Genomic DNA, 15,870 nt, shown 5'->3' on the forward strand with positions numbered 1-15,870 from the left:
TTGAGCAGCCGTAACGCCGCCGCTCGCGAGGTGTGCCATGAGGCTATGCCTGCATCGGGGGCGAGGGCAAACGGTTTTACGGCTCTTCCGGAGAACTTTTTTCCGGCGTCACTTCGGCCACCGACGCACCACCCACCAGCGCGATCGCCGCGGCGCCGTAGAGGGCGAGCTTTCGCGGGCCGATACCGGCGATCGCCAGCAACTCCTCGGACCGGGTCGGACGGCGCTCCGCCAGGGCCATCAACGTGGCGTCGGTGAACACCACGTACGCAGGGACTTTCTGCGTCGAGGCGACCGTGCCGCGCCACTCGCGCAGCCGGTCGAGCAACTCCTCGTCGAGGTCGGACGGGCAGTCGGGGCAGCGGCCCAGTTTGCGGTCGACGCCGGCCAGCAGGGTGCCGCCGCAGACCCGGCAGGAAACCACCTGGTTTCGCCGAACGTCGGGTTTCCGACTGCCACCGGCAGCGGCTCGGCCGCGATCGCCACCCGACCGGTCGAACTGGGGCAGGAACCGGCACGGCCGGCGCGCCCGGCCACCGGGCGAGCGCGCCACGGCGTACGACAGCCAGAGCGATTCTCTTGCCCTGGTCACCCCGACGTAGAGCAGGCGCCGCTCCTCTTCGATCTGCTCGGCGGTCTTGGCGTACGTCGTCGGCAGCGTGCCGTCGGAGAGGCCCACCAGGAAGACCGCGTCCCACTCGAGGCCCTTCGCCGAATGCAGCGAGGCGAGGGTGACCCCCTCGACGGTGGGGGCGTGCTGCTGGGCGGCCCGCCGCTGCAGTTCCTCACAGAAGTCGGCGAGAGTGACCGGACGCTCGACGGCCGCGGCCTCGCCGATCGGCAGCACCGGCTGCCGGGCCGCGTGCTCCTCGGCGAGCTGCACGAGCGCGGCCAGCGCCTCCCACCGCTCCCGCGCCGCACCGCCGGGCGGCGGCTGGTCGGGTGCCCACCCGACGGCGGTGAGCGCGTCGACGACGGCCGTGACCAGCGGCGTCTCACCCGGTGTCGACCGGACCGCCGACCGCAGCGCGATCACCGCCTGCCGCACCTCGGGGCGCTCGAAGAACCGCTCCGCCCCCTGTACGACGTATGGCACCTCGGCTTCGGCCAGTGCCTTCTCGTACGCCTCGGACTGGGCGTTGGTGCGGAACAGTACGGCGATCTCGCGGGTCGGGGTGCCCGCGTCGACCAGTTGCCGGCAGCGGACGGCGACGGCGGCGGCCTCGGCCGGCTCGTCGGCGAAGATCCGCACATCGGGTTCGGGCCCCGGTGGGCGCTGGCCGACCAGTTCGAGCCGCAGTTTGGCCTCGGTGCCCCGGGCCTGCCGGATCACCGCGTTGGCGAGCCCGACGACCTGCGGCGTCGACCGGTAGTCGCGGACGAGCCGGACCACGACCGCGGCGCGGTGCCGGCGCGGAAAATCGATCAGGTAGCCGGAGGTGGCCCCGGTGAACGAGTAGATGGTCTGACTGGCGTCGCCGACCACGGTCAGGTCGTCGCGGCCGCCCAGCCAGGCGTCGAGCAGCCGCTGTTGCAGCGGGTTGACGTCCTGGTACTCGTCGACGACGAAATGCCGGTACTGCGCGTGGACCTGATCGGCGACGTCGCGATGCTCCTCGATCCCCCAGACCGCGGCCCGCAGCATGTCCTCGAAGTCGATCACACCGTTGCCGCGCTTGATCTTCTCGTAGGCGGCGAACACCTCGGCGACCTTGGCCGGCTCGTGTGGTGTCTCCCGCATCGCCTTGGCCGCGGCGACCGGGTAGTCACCCGGCTCGACCAGCGACGACTTCGCCCACTCGATCTCACCGGCCAGGTCGCGGGCGGCGGCGCGGTCGGTGCGCAGCCCGGCCCGGGCGGCGGCGAGGGTGACCAGCCGGACCTTGCTGTCGAGAAGCTCGGGCATCTCCCGGCCGGCGAGCAGCCGGGGGGCGAAGTAGCGGACCTGCCGCAGTGCGGCGGCGTGGAAGGTGCGGGCCTGCACCCCTCCGACGCCGAGGGACGCCAGCCGGGCCCGCATCTCCGCCGCCGCCCGGGCGGTGAAGGTCACCGCGAGCACGTGCCGGCCGGCGATCGCACCGGACAGGGCCCGATAGGCGATGCGGTGTGTGATCGCCCTCGTCTTGCCGGTGCCGGCACCGGCCAGGATGCAGACCGGGCCGGCCGGGGCGGTCACCGCCGACCGCTGCTCCGGGTCGAGGCCGGCCAGGACGTGGTCGGCCGTCACCCGTCCCGCCCCCGGACCGTGCGACCCAGGGTCCGCCCCCGGACCGTGCGATCCGGAACGCCTCCCCGCATCAACCCCCACAGGTAGGAATCATGGCAGCTTCTCCGTACGTTGAAGTTCCTGGTGGGTCCGATCAAGGACACATCTCTCATCCCCAGGAGGATTGACCATGCTGACGATGTACTCCACGCCGTGGTGCGGCTACTGCCACCGGCTGAAGTCGCAACTCGACCGCGAAGGCATCGGTTACGAAGTGGTCGACATCGAGCAGGACCCGGCGGCGGCGAAGTTCGTGGAGAGCGTCAACGGCGGCAACCAGACCGTGCCCACGGTCCGCATAGTCTCCCCCAACGGCGGCGAGTCGGTCCTGACCAACCCCACGATCGTCCAGGTGAAGAACACGCTGGCCGAACTGGGCGTGACCGCCTGACCGCACCGCGCGGCGACCGTCAACGCGGAAGACCCCGGCCGCGAGCCGGGGTCTGTGCGTTTCTCCAGAGCCTTGCGGGTCGTCCGCGATCCGTCAGTCGCACCGGTCGGTGAGGTGCGGGCGGGCCGCCCGCCAGATGGTTGACGGTTCGCCTCCCTCGGCCGCCCAGCTGGTCGAGGTCAGCCGGCCCCGCCGCCGGTAGCGCTTCATGATCACGACGTGGTCGGGCCACGCCACGAACCGCCGTAGGGCCTCCTGGTCTCGCCAGACCGACACCGAACCGCACCGGCGCCTCAGCGGTTCGGCCCACAACCACATCCCGACCGCACCCGCCAGGTCGGGCCAGGCGCCGCGCAGGCGCATGCCGGCCCGGTAGATCCCCGGCAGGTCCCGCGCGTGGTCGGCACGGAACGCGGTCACCGCGACGAGCACGGCGCCGGTGGTGCCGACATCCGGCCCCGGCGTCCACGAGGTCCGCAGCACACGGCCCCCTTCGACGTCCGCCATCCCCTCACCCTTCCCTATTTTCAGAACGATCGTTCGTGCTAGAAATGGAAGATAACACGAGCTGAGGTACCATCGTCCGAACGTCCGTACGCTGAATGAGCGAACCAAGGGGGCGGCATGGCCGGTCGGCCGCGTGACGAGCGGGCCCGCGCGACGATCCTCCGTCGCGCCGCGGACATCGCCTCCAGGGACGGCCTGGAGGGCCTGTCGATCGGACGGCTCGCCGCCGACCTCGGCGTGAGCAAGAGCGGCCTCTTCGGCTACTTCGGCTCCAAGGAGGAGCTTCAGCTCGCCACCCTGCGCGCCGCGTCCGGCGTGTACCTGGACGAGGTGGTCCAGCCCGCCATGGCCGTCGCGCCGGGCCTGCGTCGGCTGCGTCGGCTGTGCGACGCCTGGCTGGACTACTCGCAACGGCGGGTGTTCCCGGGCGGATGCTTCTTCTTCACCGTCGCCGCCGAGTTCGATGCCCGCCCGGGCCCCGTACGCGACGCGGTGGCCGCCGCCGGCCTCGACTGGACCCGCCTGATGACCCGCACGATCGAGGACGCACGCCAACTCGGCGACCTCGTGGCGACGACCGATGCCGAACAGCTCGCCTTCGAGTTGATCGCGCTGCTGGAGATGGCCAACGCCACATCGCTGTTGCACGACGACCCCGTTGCCTACCGGCGCGCCCGGACGGCCATCCACTCGCGACTGGAGTCGGCCGCCGCCGTACCGCTGTCGACCGTGCCCGGCGAGTAACGAGCGACGCCGATGCCCGCCGGCGGCGGATGGCTCGATCTCACCGCGCCCGGGCCGGACCGCTCCGGTCCACGGCATGACACGCCTGATAAACCGCCCGACAAAACAAGGACATGCGGGCCATACTGGTGCGGGCCGCCACCCGAAAGATCGCCGACGAGCCGGCCTCGTCGGAACCGATTCGGACGAGGGAGTGGTGTCGGTGTCACCAGTGTCGATCCCGACCGCGCGGCGCCGGCTCGGAGCCGAGTTGCGCCGGCTGCGCGAGGCCGCGGGGCTGACCGGGGAGCAGGTGATCGCCCGGGTCGGCTGGGCCTCGGCCTCCAAACTGTCCCGGCTGGAAAACGGTCGCAGCCGCCCCGACCTGGGCGACGTGCTCGACCTGCTGGACGCGTACTCGGTCGACGGGTCGCTGCGCGACGATCTGGTCGCGGTCACCCGGGCCGCCGGCGACGCCCGCGCGTGGCTGCGTTCGTACCCGGTGATGACCGCCCGCCAGCGCGGCTACGCCGAACTGGAGGCCGGCTGCGCCGAGATCCGCGAGTGGGCGCCGGTGCTGGTCCCGGGCCTGTTGCAGACCCCCGAGTACGCCCGCGTGCGCTTTCTCTCGTCGCGGCCGCTCGCCGCCGGCGCGGCGGAGAACACCGACGCCGAGACCGAGGTGGCCGCCCGGCTGGCCCGCCAGTCGCTGCTGACCCGCGACGACACGTCGCTGCGGTACGAGGCCGTGGTCGACGAGGCGGCGCTCGGCAGCCGGGGTGGACCGCCGGACGTCGTACGCGGTCAGCTGATCCGCCTGCACGAGCTGGCGACCCGGCCCAACGTGACCCTGCGGGTGCTGCCACGGGCGGCCACGATCGGCGACTGGTACCTGCCGCACACCGGTTTCTCGCTCTACGGGTTCGACCACCCGCAGGACCCGGAGACCCTGGCGATCGAAGGGCTCTCCATCCACCTGGTACTCACCGACCGCGCCGAGATCGACCGCTACACGGCGGTGTTCGGCTGGCTCCGCGAGGCCGCGTTGTCGGCCGCGGATTCGCTCGCCTGGCTCGCCGACGCCGCCGCACCCCGGCCGGTCCCGCCACCGCGCCCGGGACATCCGCACCGCCGCAGGACCACGCCCGCGCCGGAGGGCGCCGGGCCGGGAACCGCCACCCCGAATGCCCCCGCCGCGTCGAACGCCACCGCCGGACCGGGCGCCCTGGTCGGGCCACCGGCGTGACGCACCCGCGAAGTCCAACCTCACCCGGGGCGCTGAGCGCCACCGCGCCGTGCGCCGGGCCGTCGAACACCAGGAGTTGATCGATGACGAACCGTCGACCCACCATGCCGACCGGCGACACACCCGCCTGGCGGACGAGTTCCCGTAGTCAGACCGCGAACTGCGTCGAGGTCGCGCTGGGCGCCGACTCCTGCGCGCCGGTGGCCGTACGCGACAGCAAGGACCGTGGCGGCCCCGTGCTGACCTTCGACGCCGAACGCTGGTCGGGCTTCATCTGCGCGGCGAAGGCGGGTGAGTTCGACCGCGGTTGACCCGGACAAGGCCGGCCGCTGGTGGAACACCGCCGGCGGCCGGCAGCGATCAAGGCAACGAACTGCATCGATGTAATTTGTCCCCCGAATGGACGGGCCTCACAGCCGATCATCGGGTTTGTCTTGCCGGCCCGAAACACCTGGGCGAACATAACCAAGGGTGTTCCGTGGAAGTTCCACAGATGAATGTTCACAGCTCGGACCCGCCCGGGACCGGGCAACACCACTGACTATCCGTAACGGTTCAACCCGAGCCGGGAGACACCATGCGGTTTCTCATCGTACGGACCGACATCCGCGCCGTCGCTGACGACGACCTCGTTGCCGCCTGGGCCGAGGGCCAGCGGCTCCGCGACGAGAAGACCACGCCGGAACCGCGCCGCCAGACCGTACGCGCCGACGACCGGGACGCCGCACTGCTGCTGGCCCGGGCCCTGTCGTCCTCGGTGGGCGCGGTGCGGTCGGGCCGCCAGCGGGTCAAGGTCGTACGCCTCGCCGAACCCGTTCCCGGCCGACGGCACCGCCGCACGTAGCAACCGACCCGATCGACAACGGAACACCCCCGAGACACCGTCGTCGCCGGCGCGGCTCCCCCGCCGTGCAAGAACGCCCGACCGGCAACGACGGGACCGGATCTTGGTCCGTGGCCGTCGCGGCAACGATGGTCACGGGCCAAGACCATGTTCAGGGGCGGGTACGCCCCGCCGGCCGTACCCCGGCGCTCGCCCGTCTGGCGCGGGGCCGCCGTGCCGCGATCCGGTCCCGGTGCCGTACGGCCAGCAGTCCGGCCGCGACCAGCGCGACCACCGCCACCCCGACCAGCGTCCACCCGAGGAACGGACGCCCGTCGCCGGCCGTGGCACGGGTCGACGCGCCCGGCGGCGGCAGGGTCAACGTCACGGTCGACGTCTCCTTCAGCAGGCCGCTGGCGAGGGTCAGTTCGGCGGTCCACGGGCCGTCGGGCAGCCGGGCGTCGAGTTCGACCACCACCTGGCCGGCGGTGCCGGGCGCGAGCGTGGTGCCCAGGGTCACCGGGTACGGGCCGGCCCGCATCGCCCCCGGACCGTCCGCCAGGTTCAGTGACCCACTCAGGTCGAGCGCCCGCTCGCCGGTGTTGCGCACGTCGGCCGTGATCGTCGGTACGCCGTCCGGCCGCCGGCTCGCGGTCAGGTCGCCGATCTCGAAGCTCGACGGCGGCTCGCCACCGGGACCCACGTCCAGATAGACCCGGATGCCGACCCGGTGCACGACGCCGACGTTCCCCGCGCCCGGGCTCCCGGTCGGCGCGCTGGCCTGGGCCCACACGACGGCGTACCGTTCGCCCCTGGCCGCGGCGGCCGGCACGTCGACGGTGGCCAGCACGGTCGTCCGGCTGTACGGGTCGAGGTCGACCGAGGGGCGGTCGAGCGAGATCCATCCCGACAGTTCGTTGGCCGTCCGGTCCTCGGCGATGGTGAACGCGTCGTCCTCGATCGCCGCGCCGGCCGGGTAGAGCTCGATCGTGCGCGGGGTGGGTGCGTTGTTGGCCACCTCGATCCGGCGCTCGATCTTCGTGCCGGGGTTGAGGTGGTCGATGACGTACACCCGGGCCCGTGGGTCGTCGCGCCGGTCGACGGGTGCCTCCAGGAGCCGGATGCCGATACGTCCGTCGTCGGCCGAGGCCGGGACGGCGGCTGCCGTGGCCCCGGCGATGAGGATCGCCAGGACCACGGCAGCCCGCGACGGCAACCGGTCACGCCACCGAATGCGTCACCGTTCCGGTGTAGGTGCCGGCGACGAGGGCGTCCGGCAGGGTGATCGTGAGGGTGGGGTTCCAGCTGACGGCGTTGCTGCCGACGGCGGTGACCGCCAGCACCTCCAGCGGCTCGTCCAGCGGTCCGGGGGCGCCGGGCGTCGCGGTCGGCTCACCGCTGACGACCGTCGTCGACCCGGTCGTGTAGACCACGGAGCTGGCCGGCACCGTCTCGGAAGCGGTACCGCCGCCGGTCGTGAAGTCGGTGGCGGAGGCGGTCGCGGCCCAGGCGGCGGACAGTTCGCCACGGCCGTCGGTCACGGTCACGGTGCCCAGGGCACCGGTGATCGTGCCGTCCACGACGGTCGGGTCGATCGTCGCGGTCGCCGGTACGACGACGTCGAGGGTTCCGGCCTCAATGGTGAACGTGGCGGTGGTGTCGCCGGTGGGTGCCGCGACGGCCGGTGATCCGGTGGCCAGGACGGCGACGGCGAGTGCGGTCGCGGCGGCGGCCGCGAGGATTCTGGTGCGCATAGGGGCTTCTCCTTGCCTGCGGACGCCTGGCGGCGGCGTCCCGTCAGTTCATTCGAGAACGACCATATGCAACTATTCGACTACTTTAGGTGAAAATCCGGAAATTCAACCTTCCAACCACCGGCTGACCAGGAAGAACGCGATCGACGACTCCATCGGCAGGGTGACCGCCCGACCGTCGCCCGCGTCGACCCGCTCCCCGGCCAGCACCGCCGCGACCTCCCGCCGGGTGAACCAGCGGGCCACCGCGATCTCCGTCGGGTCGAGCCGCAGCGGCTGGCCCGGGTCGGCCGTGGCCAGGAAGCCGAGCATCAGCGAACCCGGGAAGGGCCACGCCTGGCTGCCGGCGTAGTCGATCCGGTCGAGGGTCACCCCGACCTCCTCGGCGACCTCGCGCAGCACCGCCGCCTCCGCCGACTCGCCCGGCTCGACGTAGCCGGCCAGGCAGGAGAACCGCAGCTCGCCGTCGCGGTCCGGCCATGCCGCGTTGTTGCCGAGCAGGCAGCGGCCGTCCGGCCCGGGCACCCCGTCGTGCACCGCCACGATCATCGCCGGGTCGGTGCGCGGCCAGAGTTGCCCGCCCTCCCCGTCGACCCGGGACCAGCCGGCCCCGGCGGCCGCGGTCGGCTGCCCCGACGCCGGCGAGTAAGGCTGTGCGGCGTGCCAGTTGGCCAGCGCCGTGGCGCTGGTGAACGCCCCGGCGTCCCGGTCGCCGAGCAGGTGCCCGACATCACGCAGGTTCACCGCCCGGGTGTCGGGCCGGACCGGTAGGGGCGCGTCGACCGCGAAGAGCGGCGTGCCGTCCGGCTCGACACCGAGGAAGAGCCGCCCCGCCGGATCGACCCGCGGTGCCGCGTCGGCGTCGAGGAGCACCAGCACCGGTGCCGTCGACGGCCCCTCGACCAGGGCTCGGCCACCGCCCGCCACGTCGACGACCAGCACCCGGGCCCGCTTCCAGGCGTCGGTGAGCCAGGCCGGGTCGGTACGCCGGTGGGCGGCCCGGTCGAGGGTCGACCGGGCCAGCGGCGGCACCGGGCCGTCCGGCCATCCCGTCACGGTCGCGCGACCCCGCGCTCGACCGGGGTCAGCGCCGCCACCGCTGCCCCGACCTTGTCCGCGTCACCGAGTACGACGGTGACCGCACCGGCCGGCGCGAGGTATTTCGCGGCGGCGGCGGCGACATCCTCGCGGGTCGCCTTCGCCAGCCGCGCCGAGTGCTCGGTCAGGTAGTCCAGGCGCAGCCCGAACCCGGCATAGGTGCTGGCCAGGCTCGCCAGTCCGGCCTGTGTCGACATGCCGAGCTGCAACGTCCCCAGCGCGTACTGCCGGGCCTGCTCCAGCTCGTCCTCCTTGGGCGGCAACGAGGCGAGCCGGCCGAGTTCGTAGAGCGTCTCCAGCAGTGCCGGGCCGGTCACCTCGGTCGCGACCTCAGCGGCCAGCACCAGCGACGAGCCCGCCTCGCTGTGCTCGATCAACGAGTGCGGGCCGTAGGTGTAGCCCTTGTCCTCGCGGATGTTCTCCACCCAGCGGGACGAGAAGTAGCCGCCGAAGACCAGGTTGGCCAGTTGCAGCGCGGCGTGGTCGGGATGGGTCCGCTCGACCGCCGGCAGCGCCATCCGCAGCGACGACTGGACCGCGCCCGGCCGGTCGACCAGCAGCAGCGGCGCGGGGGCCAGCGGCGGGGCCGGCGGCAGCGTCACGTTCGCGCCGGCTCCGGTCCAGCCGGCCAGCGCCCGCTCGGCCGAGTCGAGCGCCTTGCCGGGCGAGAAGTCGCCGACCAGCACCAGGGTGGCGCCGGCCGGGTGGATCCGGGCCGCGTGCAGCGCCCGCAGCTGGCCGGGCCGGACCGCCTCGACCTGGTCGACCTCCGGCGTCTGCACCGCGTACGGGTGGCTGCCGTACATCCGGCGCAGCAGCGCCGCGCGGGCCAGGTGGCTCGGCTGGCTCTGCGCGACCTGGATCCGGTCGACGAGCCGGTCCCGTTCGACGGCGACCTCGGTCTTGGGATAGGCGGCACCGGTGAGCACCTCGGCGAGGATGTCGAGGATCCGGTCGAGCCCGGTCACCAGGCCGTTGCCGGAGACGACCAGCCGGTCGGGGTCCAGCCCCGCCGACAGCGCGCCGCCGACGGTCTGCAACTCGGCGGCGATGTCCACCGTGGACATGGTGGCGGTGCCGGACAGCAGCGTCTGGGAGAGCAGGGCGGACCGGGCCAGGTGGGCGCGGGCGAACGGCACCCGCAGCCGTACCTCGACCAGCGGCACGGCCGGGCGCCGGATGGCCAGCACGGTCAGCCCGTTCGGCAGGGTCCGCTCGGTCTCCTTCGGCGGCTTGAGCTTGCGGCTGGGCCCGAGCGGCGGGAGCGTGTGCGTCACTGGTTCGCCTTTCCCTTCCCGGCCGGGGCCGCGGCACCGGCGATGACCTCGACCGTCGCCCGGCGCTCCGGCCGCAACGTGGCGGCGGCGGCCCGCACCTGCTCCTCGGTCACCGCACCGACCAGCCTCGGCAACTCGTTGATCAGCTCGGGGGCGCCGCGTTGCTGCTCCAGCACCGCCACCCCGAGGGCCCGCCCGAGCACCGCGTCGTTGTCGCGCAACAGGTGCGTCGCCATCCGGGCCTGGGTACGCGCCAGCTCGCCCGGGGCCAGCCCGTCGGTGGCCAGCCGGTCCAGTTCCTCGTCGACCGTACGCAGCACCTTGTCGACGTCGCCGCTCGGCGGCAGGTGCGCCTGGAGCAGCAGCGCGGTGGGGTCGCGTACCTCGAACGCCTCGCCCATGAAGCCGAGGTAGCTGCCGACGCTGGTGACCGAGCGGTCCCGCTGGACCAGCCGCTCGACCAGCCGGGACGCCTCGCCGTCGGTCAGCACCTCGGCCAGCACCACGTACGGCAGGTAGGCGTCGAAGTCGCCGATCGGGTCCGGCACCCGCCACGCCGACGCGAACGCCGGCAGCGGCGCCAGCGGGTCGGTGTAGGACTGCCGGCGCTCGGCGGTCAGGTCGGGCTCGGCAAAGCTCGGCCGCTCCGGCGCCGGCCGGGCCGGTACGTCACCGAAGTGGCGCTCGACCAGCGCGGTCGCCTCGGCGACGTCGAAGTCGCCGGCCACCGCGAGCACCGCGTTGCCGCAGGCGTAGTAGCGCTCGAAGAAGTCGGCCGCGTCGGCGACGGTGGCGCCTTCGAGGTCGGTGAACGAGCCGTAGCCGTCATGCGCGTTCGGGAACGTGTCGAACAGCACCGGCGGCAGCTTCAGCCAGGGGAAGCCGCCGTACGGGCGGTTGAGGACGTTGACCCGGATCTCCTCCTTGACCACGTCGACCTGGTTGCGCAGGTTCTCCTCGGTCAGCCGGGGGCCGCGCATCCGGTCGGCCTCGAGGAAGAGGGTGCGTTCGAGGGCGTTGCTCGGCAGCGTCTCGAAATAGTCGGTGTAGTCGAAGTGGGTGGAGCCGTTGAAGGTGCCGCCGGCACCCTGCACGTGCCGGAAGTGCGCCAGCTTCTCCAGGTTGGCCGACCCCTGGAACATCAGGTGCTCGAAAAGGTGGGCGAAGCCGGTGCGGCCCTCGGGCTCGGACCGGATGCCGACGTCGTAGACGACGGCGACGCCGACCACCGGCGCGGTTCGGTCGGGTGCCAGCACCACCCGCAGGCCGTTGTCGAGCGTCAGCCGCTCGACGGGGTATTTCGTTGCCGGAATCCTTGCTCTGCGGGCAGCCACAAGGCGACCCTAGCGCGTCATGTCGCGGCCGAGACCGCGACTCGGGTCGCGGCGGCCCGACCGACGGCGGTGCGCGGCAGCACGTGCCGGCCGACCCGTACGGCTTCCTCCAGGTGCGGCCAGGCGGACAGGACGAACTCGTCCACCCCGAGCGCGGCGTACTCGTCGATCCGGGTGGCGACCTCGTCGTAGCTGCCCACGAGTGCGGTGCCCGCGCCCTCGCGGACCAGGCCGACGCCGGCCCAGAGGTTCGGCGCGATGGTCAGGCCGGTGGTCGTGCCCTCGTTGAGGGCGGTCATCCGGGCCTGACCGACCGAGTCCATCCGGGCGAACCGGGCCTGCGCGGCGGCGATCCGGTCGGCGTCCATGCCGGCCAGCAGCCGGTCCGCCTCGGCCCACGCCTCCGCCGCGGTCTCCCGGGCGATGACGTGCAGCCGGATGCCGGTGCGCAGGGTACGTCCGTGTCCGGCGGCCAGCCGCCGGATCCGCTCCACCCGGTCGGCGATGGCCGCCGGCGGCTCGCCCCACATCAACTGCACGTCGGCGAAGCGGGCCGCCACCGCCTCGGCCGCCGGGGACGCGCCGCCGAAGTAGATCGGCGGCGGGTCGGTGAGCGGCACCGCCAGCCCGCCGGCCTCGACCCGGTAGTGCTCACCGCTGTGGTCGAACGGTCGCCCGGCCCAGGCCAGGCGCAGCACCTGGAGAAACTCGGCGGTACGCGCGTAGCGGGCCGAGTGGTCCAGGAAGTCGCCGTACGCCCGCTGCTCGGCCGGGTCGCCGCCGGTCACGATGTTGATCGCCAGCCGGCCGCCGGAGATCGCCTGGAACGCCTGGGCCTGTTGCGCGACGAGGGTCGGCAGGGCGAACCCGGCCCGTACGGCGACCAGCATCCGCAACGTCGTCGTGTGCTGGGCGACCGCGCTGCAGACGATCCACGGGTCGGGGCAGCCGGAGCCGACCGGCGTCAACGCGGCGGAGAAGCCGGCCTGCTCGGCGGCCCGGGCGACCGCGCCGAGGTATTCGACCGTCGCCGTCCGGTCGTGCCGGGCGGCTCCGGTGGTGACCGTCGCCGAGCCGACCTGGTCGCTGTCACCGGACGTGGGAAGGAACCAGTGGAAGGTCATCGCGCCGCCTCTCGTCGCCGGTGCCTCGCTGACGACCGCCAGCCGATTATGTCTACCAGTTAAATAGGGATATCCGGTAGCGCCGGATTTCACGCCGGCACGGCCACCTGGCCGGCGGTCCGCCCGGCACCGGCACCGGCGGCCAGCCGCACCGCCAGCTCGCGGGCCTGGGCCCGGATCTCGGGTACGGCCGTGGTCTCGAAGAACCGGCCCCGCCGCGGCGGGCCCAACGTCCACAGTGGAAGCACCGGACGCCCGTCGCGGCCCACCACCGCACCGTCGTCGTCGACGTCCAGCCCGAGACCGTACGGCCCCGGTCGGGCCACCCCGTCGGCGATCAGCGCGCCGACCAACCGGTCGGTCGAGCCGGGCAGCGCCCCCGGTCCGGTGCAGTTGACCACCGCGCCGAAGGGGACGCGGTCGTGATCGGGATCGAGGGCGACCAGCAGGCCACCGTCGGGATGCGCGGCCACCCCGCGCACGGCGGCGGACCGCACCTCCAGCCGGCCCGCGACGCGCAGCCGGGCCACCTCGTCGGCGACGGCCGGCGCCATCCGGTGCCGGTGCACCTCCCAGTGCCGGGCCAGGTGACGCAGGAACCGGTCGCGGTCGTCGGCCGGCAGGTCCGCCCACAGGGCGTCGAGTCGCGGCCGCAACCCGTCGACCACCGCCCGCCAGTCGGCGCCGCCGGCGACCTGCGCGCGCAACTGGCGGACCAGGCCACGCAGCGACGGAGCGGTCTCGGGCAGCGATGCGGGCGGGCGGAACGGCATGCCGCGCCGGCGGTGCATCCGGGGCAGCAGACCGTGCCGGGACACCGCGACGATCGGTCCGCGATGTCCGGCCCGGATCAGGCTGAGCGTCACGTCGATCGCGGTCAGCCCGGTGCCGACGAGTAGCACCGGCCGGTCGACGGGTACCCCGGCGAGCACCGCCGGACGCCAGGGGTCGGCGATGTAGCCCGGGTGGTCCCGGACGGCGGCGTCGATCGGGCACGGGTCGGCCGGGGCGGCATGCCCGATGGCGAGCACGACCCGGTCGGCACGCAGCCGACCGCCGTCGTCGAGTTCCAGGCCGACCACCGGCACCCGCCCGGTGTCCGGTGGGCCGTCGCCCGTGGTGATGCGGGCGACCCGGGCCCGGTGCACCCGCAGCCGGCCGCCGCTCACCGTGGTGGCATCCCGCAGCGTCTCCTGCAGGTAGTCGCCGAACCACTCCCGGGGCACGAAGTCGTCGGGGCCGACGGCCGGGTGCCGGCGCCGGCACCAGTCGAGGAAGTCGGCGCCGGAGTCAGGGTCGGCACTCATCGCCCCGACCCGGGAGTTCAGCAGATGCCAGGGGTGGGCGGGGCCGTACGCCAGCCCGCGGCCGGGTGCGTCGGCCGGGTCGACCAGCAGCACCCTGCCGGTGGTACATCGCAACAGTTCCCGGGTGACCAGCACGCCGCTGCAACCACCGCCGACGACCGCCACCGTCTCCGCCATCGTGTCCCCCCTCGCCGGGAGCCCACCCGAACTCCTATAAACACGATAGGAAATGAGGGCCTTGAACGCCAGCCTCCACCGGGACAGGGCAGGGCGTCAGAGCGGGCGGACCGAGGCGAGCGCGTCGTCGACCACGTAGTCGTACTGCCGGTGGGTGCCGGGGATCGAGATGTAGAGGATCGCGGCGGTCGGCCGGCCGACGTCGATCAGGGCCACCGCGGCCAACTCGTTCGTGGCCTGCAGGCCGGGCTGGGTGAAGTGCAGCCGGAACACCGTCACCCACGCCGGCCGGCCACCGACGACGGCCCGCTCGTCGCGGATCATCTCCATCCGGTTGGGCTGCGGGTAGTACTCCGCCCGGACGTCGGCGGCCACCTGCCGGCCGACACACTCGATGTTGACCGACAGGGCGTCGTTGTCGGCCGCCGGCACCGCCGCCGACAGGATCGAGGCGTGGTAGTCACTGAACCCGTTGTACTGCCGCTCGGTGACGAAGTGCTGACCGACCTTGTACGGCACCTCCAGCGAGCCGGCGCTCCACACCGTGTTCCACGGCTGCCACGGCGCGTCGTAGGCCCGATAGGAGATACCGGCCTCGGTGTCGACGGTCCGGTTCCCGCTCACCGGCGGAAGCGGTTCGGCGGGAGCCGGATCGGCCGGCGGCGATCCGGTCGGCGCCGGACAGAGCTTGGCCAGCGGTGGCCGGGCATCGACGACCGGACCGGGGTCCGGACGGAACGGATCCGGGTTGCCCGACAACGCCATCACCAGGACCACGACGAGGCCGACGACCAGCACCGCGGCGGCGGCACCACCGAAGAGCCACAGCCGGCGCCGATCAGCCCCGCTCCGGTCAGCCGGTGGTGAGGGTGGCGGCGACGACGGCGCCTGCGCCGGGACGGTCAGCCGGGTGACCGCACCCGCCGACCAGTCCGGCCCCGACGAGGATCGGGGCTGCTGCGGCGGCGGGGGCTCTGCGGACATCTCCACTAGTGAAACACCCGGCCGCGAACCACACCCGCCGGGTCGCCTCAGCCGGCGTCGGGCGAGGTGGCCAGATCGCCGACGACGCGCCCGGCCGGCGCGCGCATCTCGACGACCTCCGTCTCGCCGGGACCGGCCGACACGTTGTACCAGGGCGCGAACGCTGCGACTACGGCGAGTAGCAGGCCCCCCACCGCAACCCCCACGACCACCAGGATTTCCCGCACCGCACCGGTGCCGACACCCGCCTCCACACGTCCTCCCCCACCGCCCGTCCCGGTCATCGGCACCCCCCGGTCGCCGATGAATCCCCCAGTTCACAGGATTACGTACCGGAGTGCCGGATGCAGTCGCCGATCAGACGCGATTCGGTGAATTCCTTAGAAAGACGCGGCACGGACGCCACCCGGCCGTCACGCTGCGTAATCGGCCCCGATACGCGACCGGCCCGCGCCGATGGCGCGGGCCGGTCGGCAGAGCCACTCAGAGCGGGCGGATGTTCTCCGCCTGCGGGCCCTTCTGACCCTGGGTCACGTCGAACTCGACGCGCTGGTTCTCGTCGAGGCTGCGGTAGCCCGAGCTCTGGATCGCCGAGAAGTGGGCGAAGACGTCGGCGCCGCCGCCGTCGGGGGTGATGAACCCGAAGCCCTTGTCAGCGTTGAACCACTTGACAGTGCCAATTGCCATTTGTGTCTCGTCTCCTTTGACGGAACGGTCGGCCCCGCACGGTTGCGGGATCCGATGTGTTTGTCCGCGCCGAACGCGCGGATTGTCGTCGCGGTCGTGATCGCCCCGCCGGAAACTCCGGACACAACAAATGGCGCCCGGGGTCGCAATCCCACGGGCGCGCACAGAGCTG

The 15,870-nt window shown here is 73.0% G+C and carries 17 protein-coding genes; 5 read left to right on the top strand and 12 right to left on the bottom strand.

The features are described from left to right. Nucleotides 1-76: 76 nt before the first annotated feature. Nucleotides 77-2,227 (bottom strand): ATP-dependent DNA helicase UvrD2, encoded by a 2,151-nt coding sequence (locus tag AB0I42_RS02090; protein ID WP_357533277.1) that lies wholly within the window; start codon nt 2,225-2,227, stop codon nt 77-79. Nucleotides 2,228-2,396: 169 nt separating this feature from the next. Between AB0I42_RS02090 and AB0I42_RS02095 the strand changes: the two genes are divergently transcribed. Beyond that, entirely contained in the window at nt 2,397-2,657 is a 261-nt protein-coding gene (locus tag AB0I42_RS02095) for a mycoredoxin (protein WP_357533279.1), read from the top strand. A gap of 93 nt (nt 2,658-2,750) precedes the next feature. Here AB0I42_RS02095 and AB0I42_RS02100 read toward each other — a convergent pair whose 3' ends face one another. Further along, nucleotides 2,751-3,164 carry a hypothetical protein gene (locus AB0I42_RS02100; RefSeq protein WP_357533280.1) on the bottom strand — a complete coding sequence of 138 codons (414 nt, stop codon included), beginning with the start codon at nt 3,162-3,164 and terminating at the stop codon, nt 2,751-2,753. A 117-nt stretch (nt 3,165-3,281) separates the two neighbouring features. Between AB0I42_RS02100 and AB0I42_RS02105 the strand changes: the two genes are divergently transcribed. From AB0I42_RS02105 to AB0I42_RS02120, 4 genes are all read left to right on the top strand, one after another. After that, nucleotides 3,282-3,908: a TetR/AcrR family transcriptional regulator gene (locus AB0I42_RS02105; protein WP_357533282.1), complete on the top strand. Its 627-nt coding sequence runs from the start codon at nt 3,282-3,284 to the stop codon at nt 3,906-3,908. A gap of 202 nt (nt 3,909-4,110) precedes the next feature. Then, a complete protein-coding gene (locus AB0I42_RS02110; protein ID WP_357533283.1) occupies nt 4,111-5,133 on the top strand; it encodes a helix-turn-helix transcriptional regulator in 1,023 nt (340 codons plus the stop codon). An 83-nt stretch (nt 5,134-5,216) separates the two neighbouring features. After that, nucleotides 5,217-5,444 carry a DUF397 domain-containing protein gene (locus AB0I42_RS02115; RefSeq protein WP_357533285.1) on the top strand — a complete coding sequence of 76 codons (228 nt, stop codon included), beginning with the start codon at nt 5,217-5,219 and terminating at the stop codon, nt 5,442-5,444. 266 nt (nt 5,445-5,710) lie between these two features. Continuing rightward, entirely contained in the window at nt 5,711-5,977 is a 267-nt protein-coding gene (locus tag AB0I42_RS02120) for a hypothetical protein (RefSeq protein WP_357533287.1), read from the top strand. Between the two features lie 151 nt (nt 5,978-6,128). Here the strand turns inward: AB0I42_RS02120 and AB0I42_RS02125 are convergent, their stop codons facing one another. From AB0I42_RS02125 to AB0I42_RS02170, 10 genes are all read right to left on the bottom strand, one after another. Continuing rightward, nucleotides 6,129-7,172: a hypothetical protein gene (locus tag AB0I42_RS02125; RefSeq protein ID WP_357533289.1), complete on the bottom strand. Its 1,044-nt coding sequence runs from the start codon at nt 7,170-7,172 to the stop codon at nt 6,129-6,131. Between the two features lie 4 nt (nt 7,173-7,176). Next, entirely contained in the window at nt 7,177-7,710 is a 534-nt protein-coding gene (locus tag AB0I42_RS02130) for a hypothetical protein (RefSeq protein WP_357533291.1), read from the bottom strand. Nucleotides 7,711-7,815: 105 nt separating this feature from the next. Further along, nucleotides 7,816-8,766, bottom strand: coding sequence for an NAD(+) diphosphatase (gene nudC / locus AB0I42_RS02135; protein ID WP_357533293.1), 951 nt, complete (start codon nt 8,764-8,766; stop codon nt 7,816-7,818). Then, nucleotides 8,763-10,085 (bottom strand): pitrilysin family protein, encoded by a 1,323-nt coding sequence (locus tag AB0I42_RS02140; RefSeq protein ID WP_357533294.1) that lies wholly within the window; start codon nt 10,083-10,085, stop codon nt 8,763-8,765. The genes nudC and AB0I42_RS02140 overlap by 4 nt, the downstream gene beginning before the upstream one ends. Then, nucleotides 10,082-11,419: a pitrilysin family protein gene (locus AB0I42_RS02145; protein WP_357533296.1), complete on the bottom strand. Its 1,338-nt coding sequence runs from the start codon at nt 11,417-11,419 to the stop codon at nt 10,082-10,084. The genes AB0I42_RS02140 and AB0I42_RS02145 overlap by 4 nt, the downstream gene beginning before the upstream one ends. Nucleotides 11,420-11,436: 17 nt before the next feature. Continuing rightward, entirely contained in the window at nt 11,437-12,543 is a 1,107-nt protein-coding gene (locus tag AB0I42_RS02150; protein WP_357533298.1) for an LLM class flavin-dependent oxidoreductase, read from the bottom strand. Nucleotides 12,544-12,632: 89 nt separating this feature from the next. Further along, nucleotides 12,633-14,027, bottom strand: coding sequence for an FAD/NAD(P)-binding protein (locus AB0I42_RS02155; protein ID WP_357533300.1), 1,395 nt, complete (start codon nt 14,025-14,027; stop codon nt 12,633-12,635). 96 nt (nt 14,028-14,123) lie between these two features. Further along, the gene (locus AB0I42_RS02160; RefSeq protein WP_357533302.1) at nt 14,124-15,011 is read right to left on the bottom strand and encodes a hypothetical protein; all 888 of its coding nucleotides are present in this window, start codon (nt 15,009-15,011) and stop codon (nt 14,124-14,126) included. A 47-nt stretch (nt 15,012-15,058) separates the two neighbouring features. Then, nucleotides 15,059-15,265 (bottom strand): hypothetical protein, encoded by a 207-nt coding sequence (locus AB0I42_RS02165; RefSeq protein ID WP_357533304.1) that lies wholly within the window; start codon nt 15,263-15,265, stop codon nt 15,059-15,061. 229 nt (nt 15,266-15,494) lie between these two features. Then, nucleotides 15,495-15,698 carry a cold-shock protein gene (locus tag AB0I42_RS02170; RefSeq protein WP_091595283.1) on the bottom strand — a complete coding sequence of 68 codons (204 nt, stop codon included), beginning with the start codon at nt 15,696-15,698 and terminating at the stop codon, nt 15,495-15,497. Between the last annotated feature and the right edge of the window lie 172 nt (nt 15,699-15,870).

This window comes from Polymorphospora sp. NPDC050346, from assembly GCF_040655695.1.
GTDB lineage: Bacteria > Actinomycetota > Actinomycetes > Mycobacteriales > Micromonosporaceae > Polymorphospora > Polymorphospora lycopeni.

Coding starts and splice junctions, on each gene's coding strand:
- AB0I42_RS02155 (WP_357533300.1), bottom strand. CDS start 14,027: ATGGCGGAGACGGTGGCGGTCGTCGGCGGTGGTTGCAGCGGCGTGCTG.
- AB0I42_RS02095 (WP_357533279.1), top strand. CDS start 2,397: ATGCTGACGATGTACTCCACGCCGTGGTGCGGCTACTGCCACCGGCTG.
- AB0I42_RS02115 (WP_357533285.1), top strand. CDS start 5,217: ATGACGAACCGTCGACCCACCATGCCGACCGGCGACACACCCGCCTGG.
- AB0I42_RS02120 (WP_357533287.1), top strand. CDS start 5,711: ATGCGGTTTCTCATCGTACGGACCGACATCCGCGCCGTCGCTGACGAC.
- AB0I42_RS02100 (WP_357533280.1), bottom strand. CDS start 3,164: ATGGCGGACGTCGAAGGGGGCCGTGTGCTGCGGACCTCGTGGACGCCG.
- AB0I42_RS02105 (WP_357533282.1), top strand. CDS start 3,282: ATGGCCGGTCGGCCGCGTGACGAGCGGGCCCGCGCGACGATCCTCCGT.
- AB0I42_RS02170 (WP_091595283.1), bottom strand. CDS start 15,698: ATGGCAATTGGCACTGTCAAGTGGTTCAACGCTGACAAGGGCTTCGGG.
- AB0I42_RS02130 (WP_357533291.1), bottom strand. CDS start 7,710: ATGCGCACCAGAATCCTCGCGGCCGCCGCCGCGACCGCACTCGCCGTC.
- AB0I42_RS02160 (WP_357533302.1), bottom strand. CDS start 15,011: ATGTCCGCAGAGCCCCCGCCGCCGCAGCAGCCCCGATCCTCGTCGGGG.
- AB0I42_RS02150 (WP_357533298.1), bottom strand. CDS start 12,543: ATGACCTTCCACTGGTTCCTTCCCACGTCCGGTGACAGCGACCAGGTC.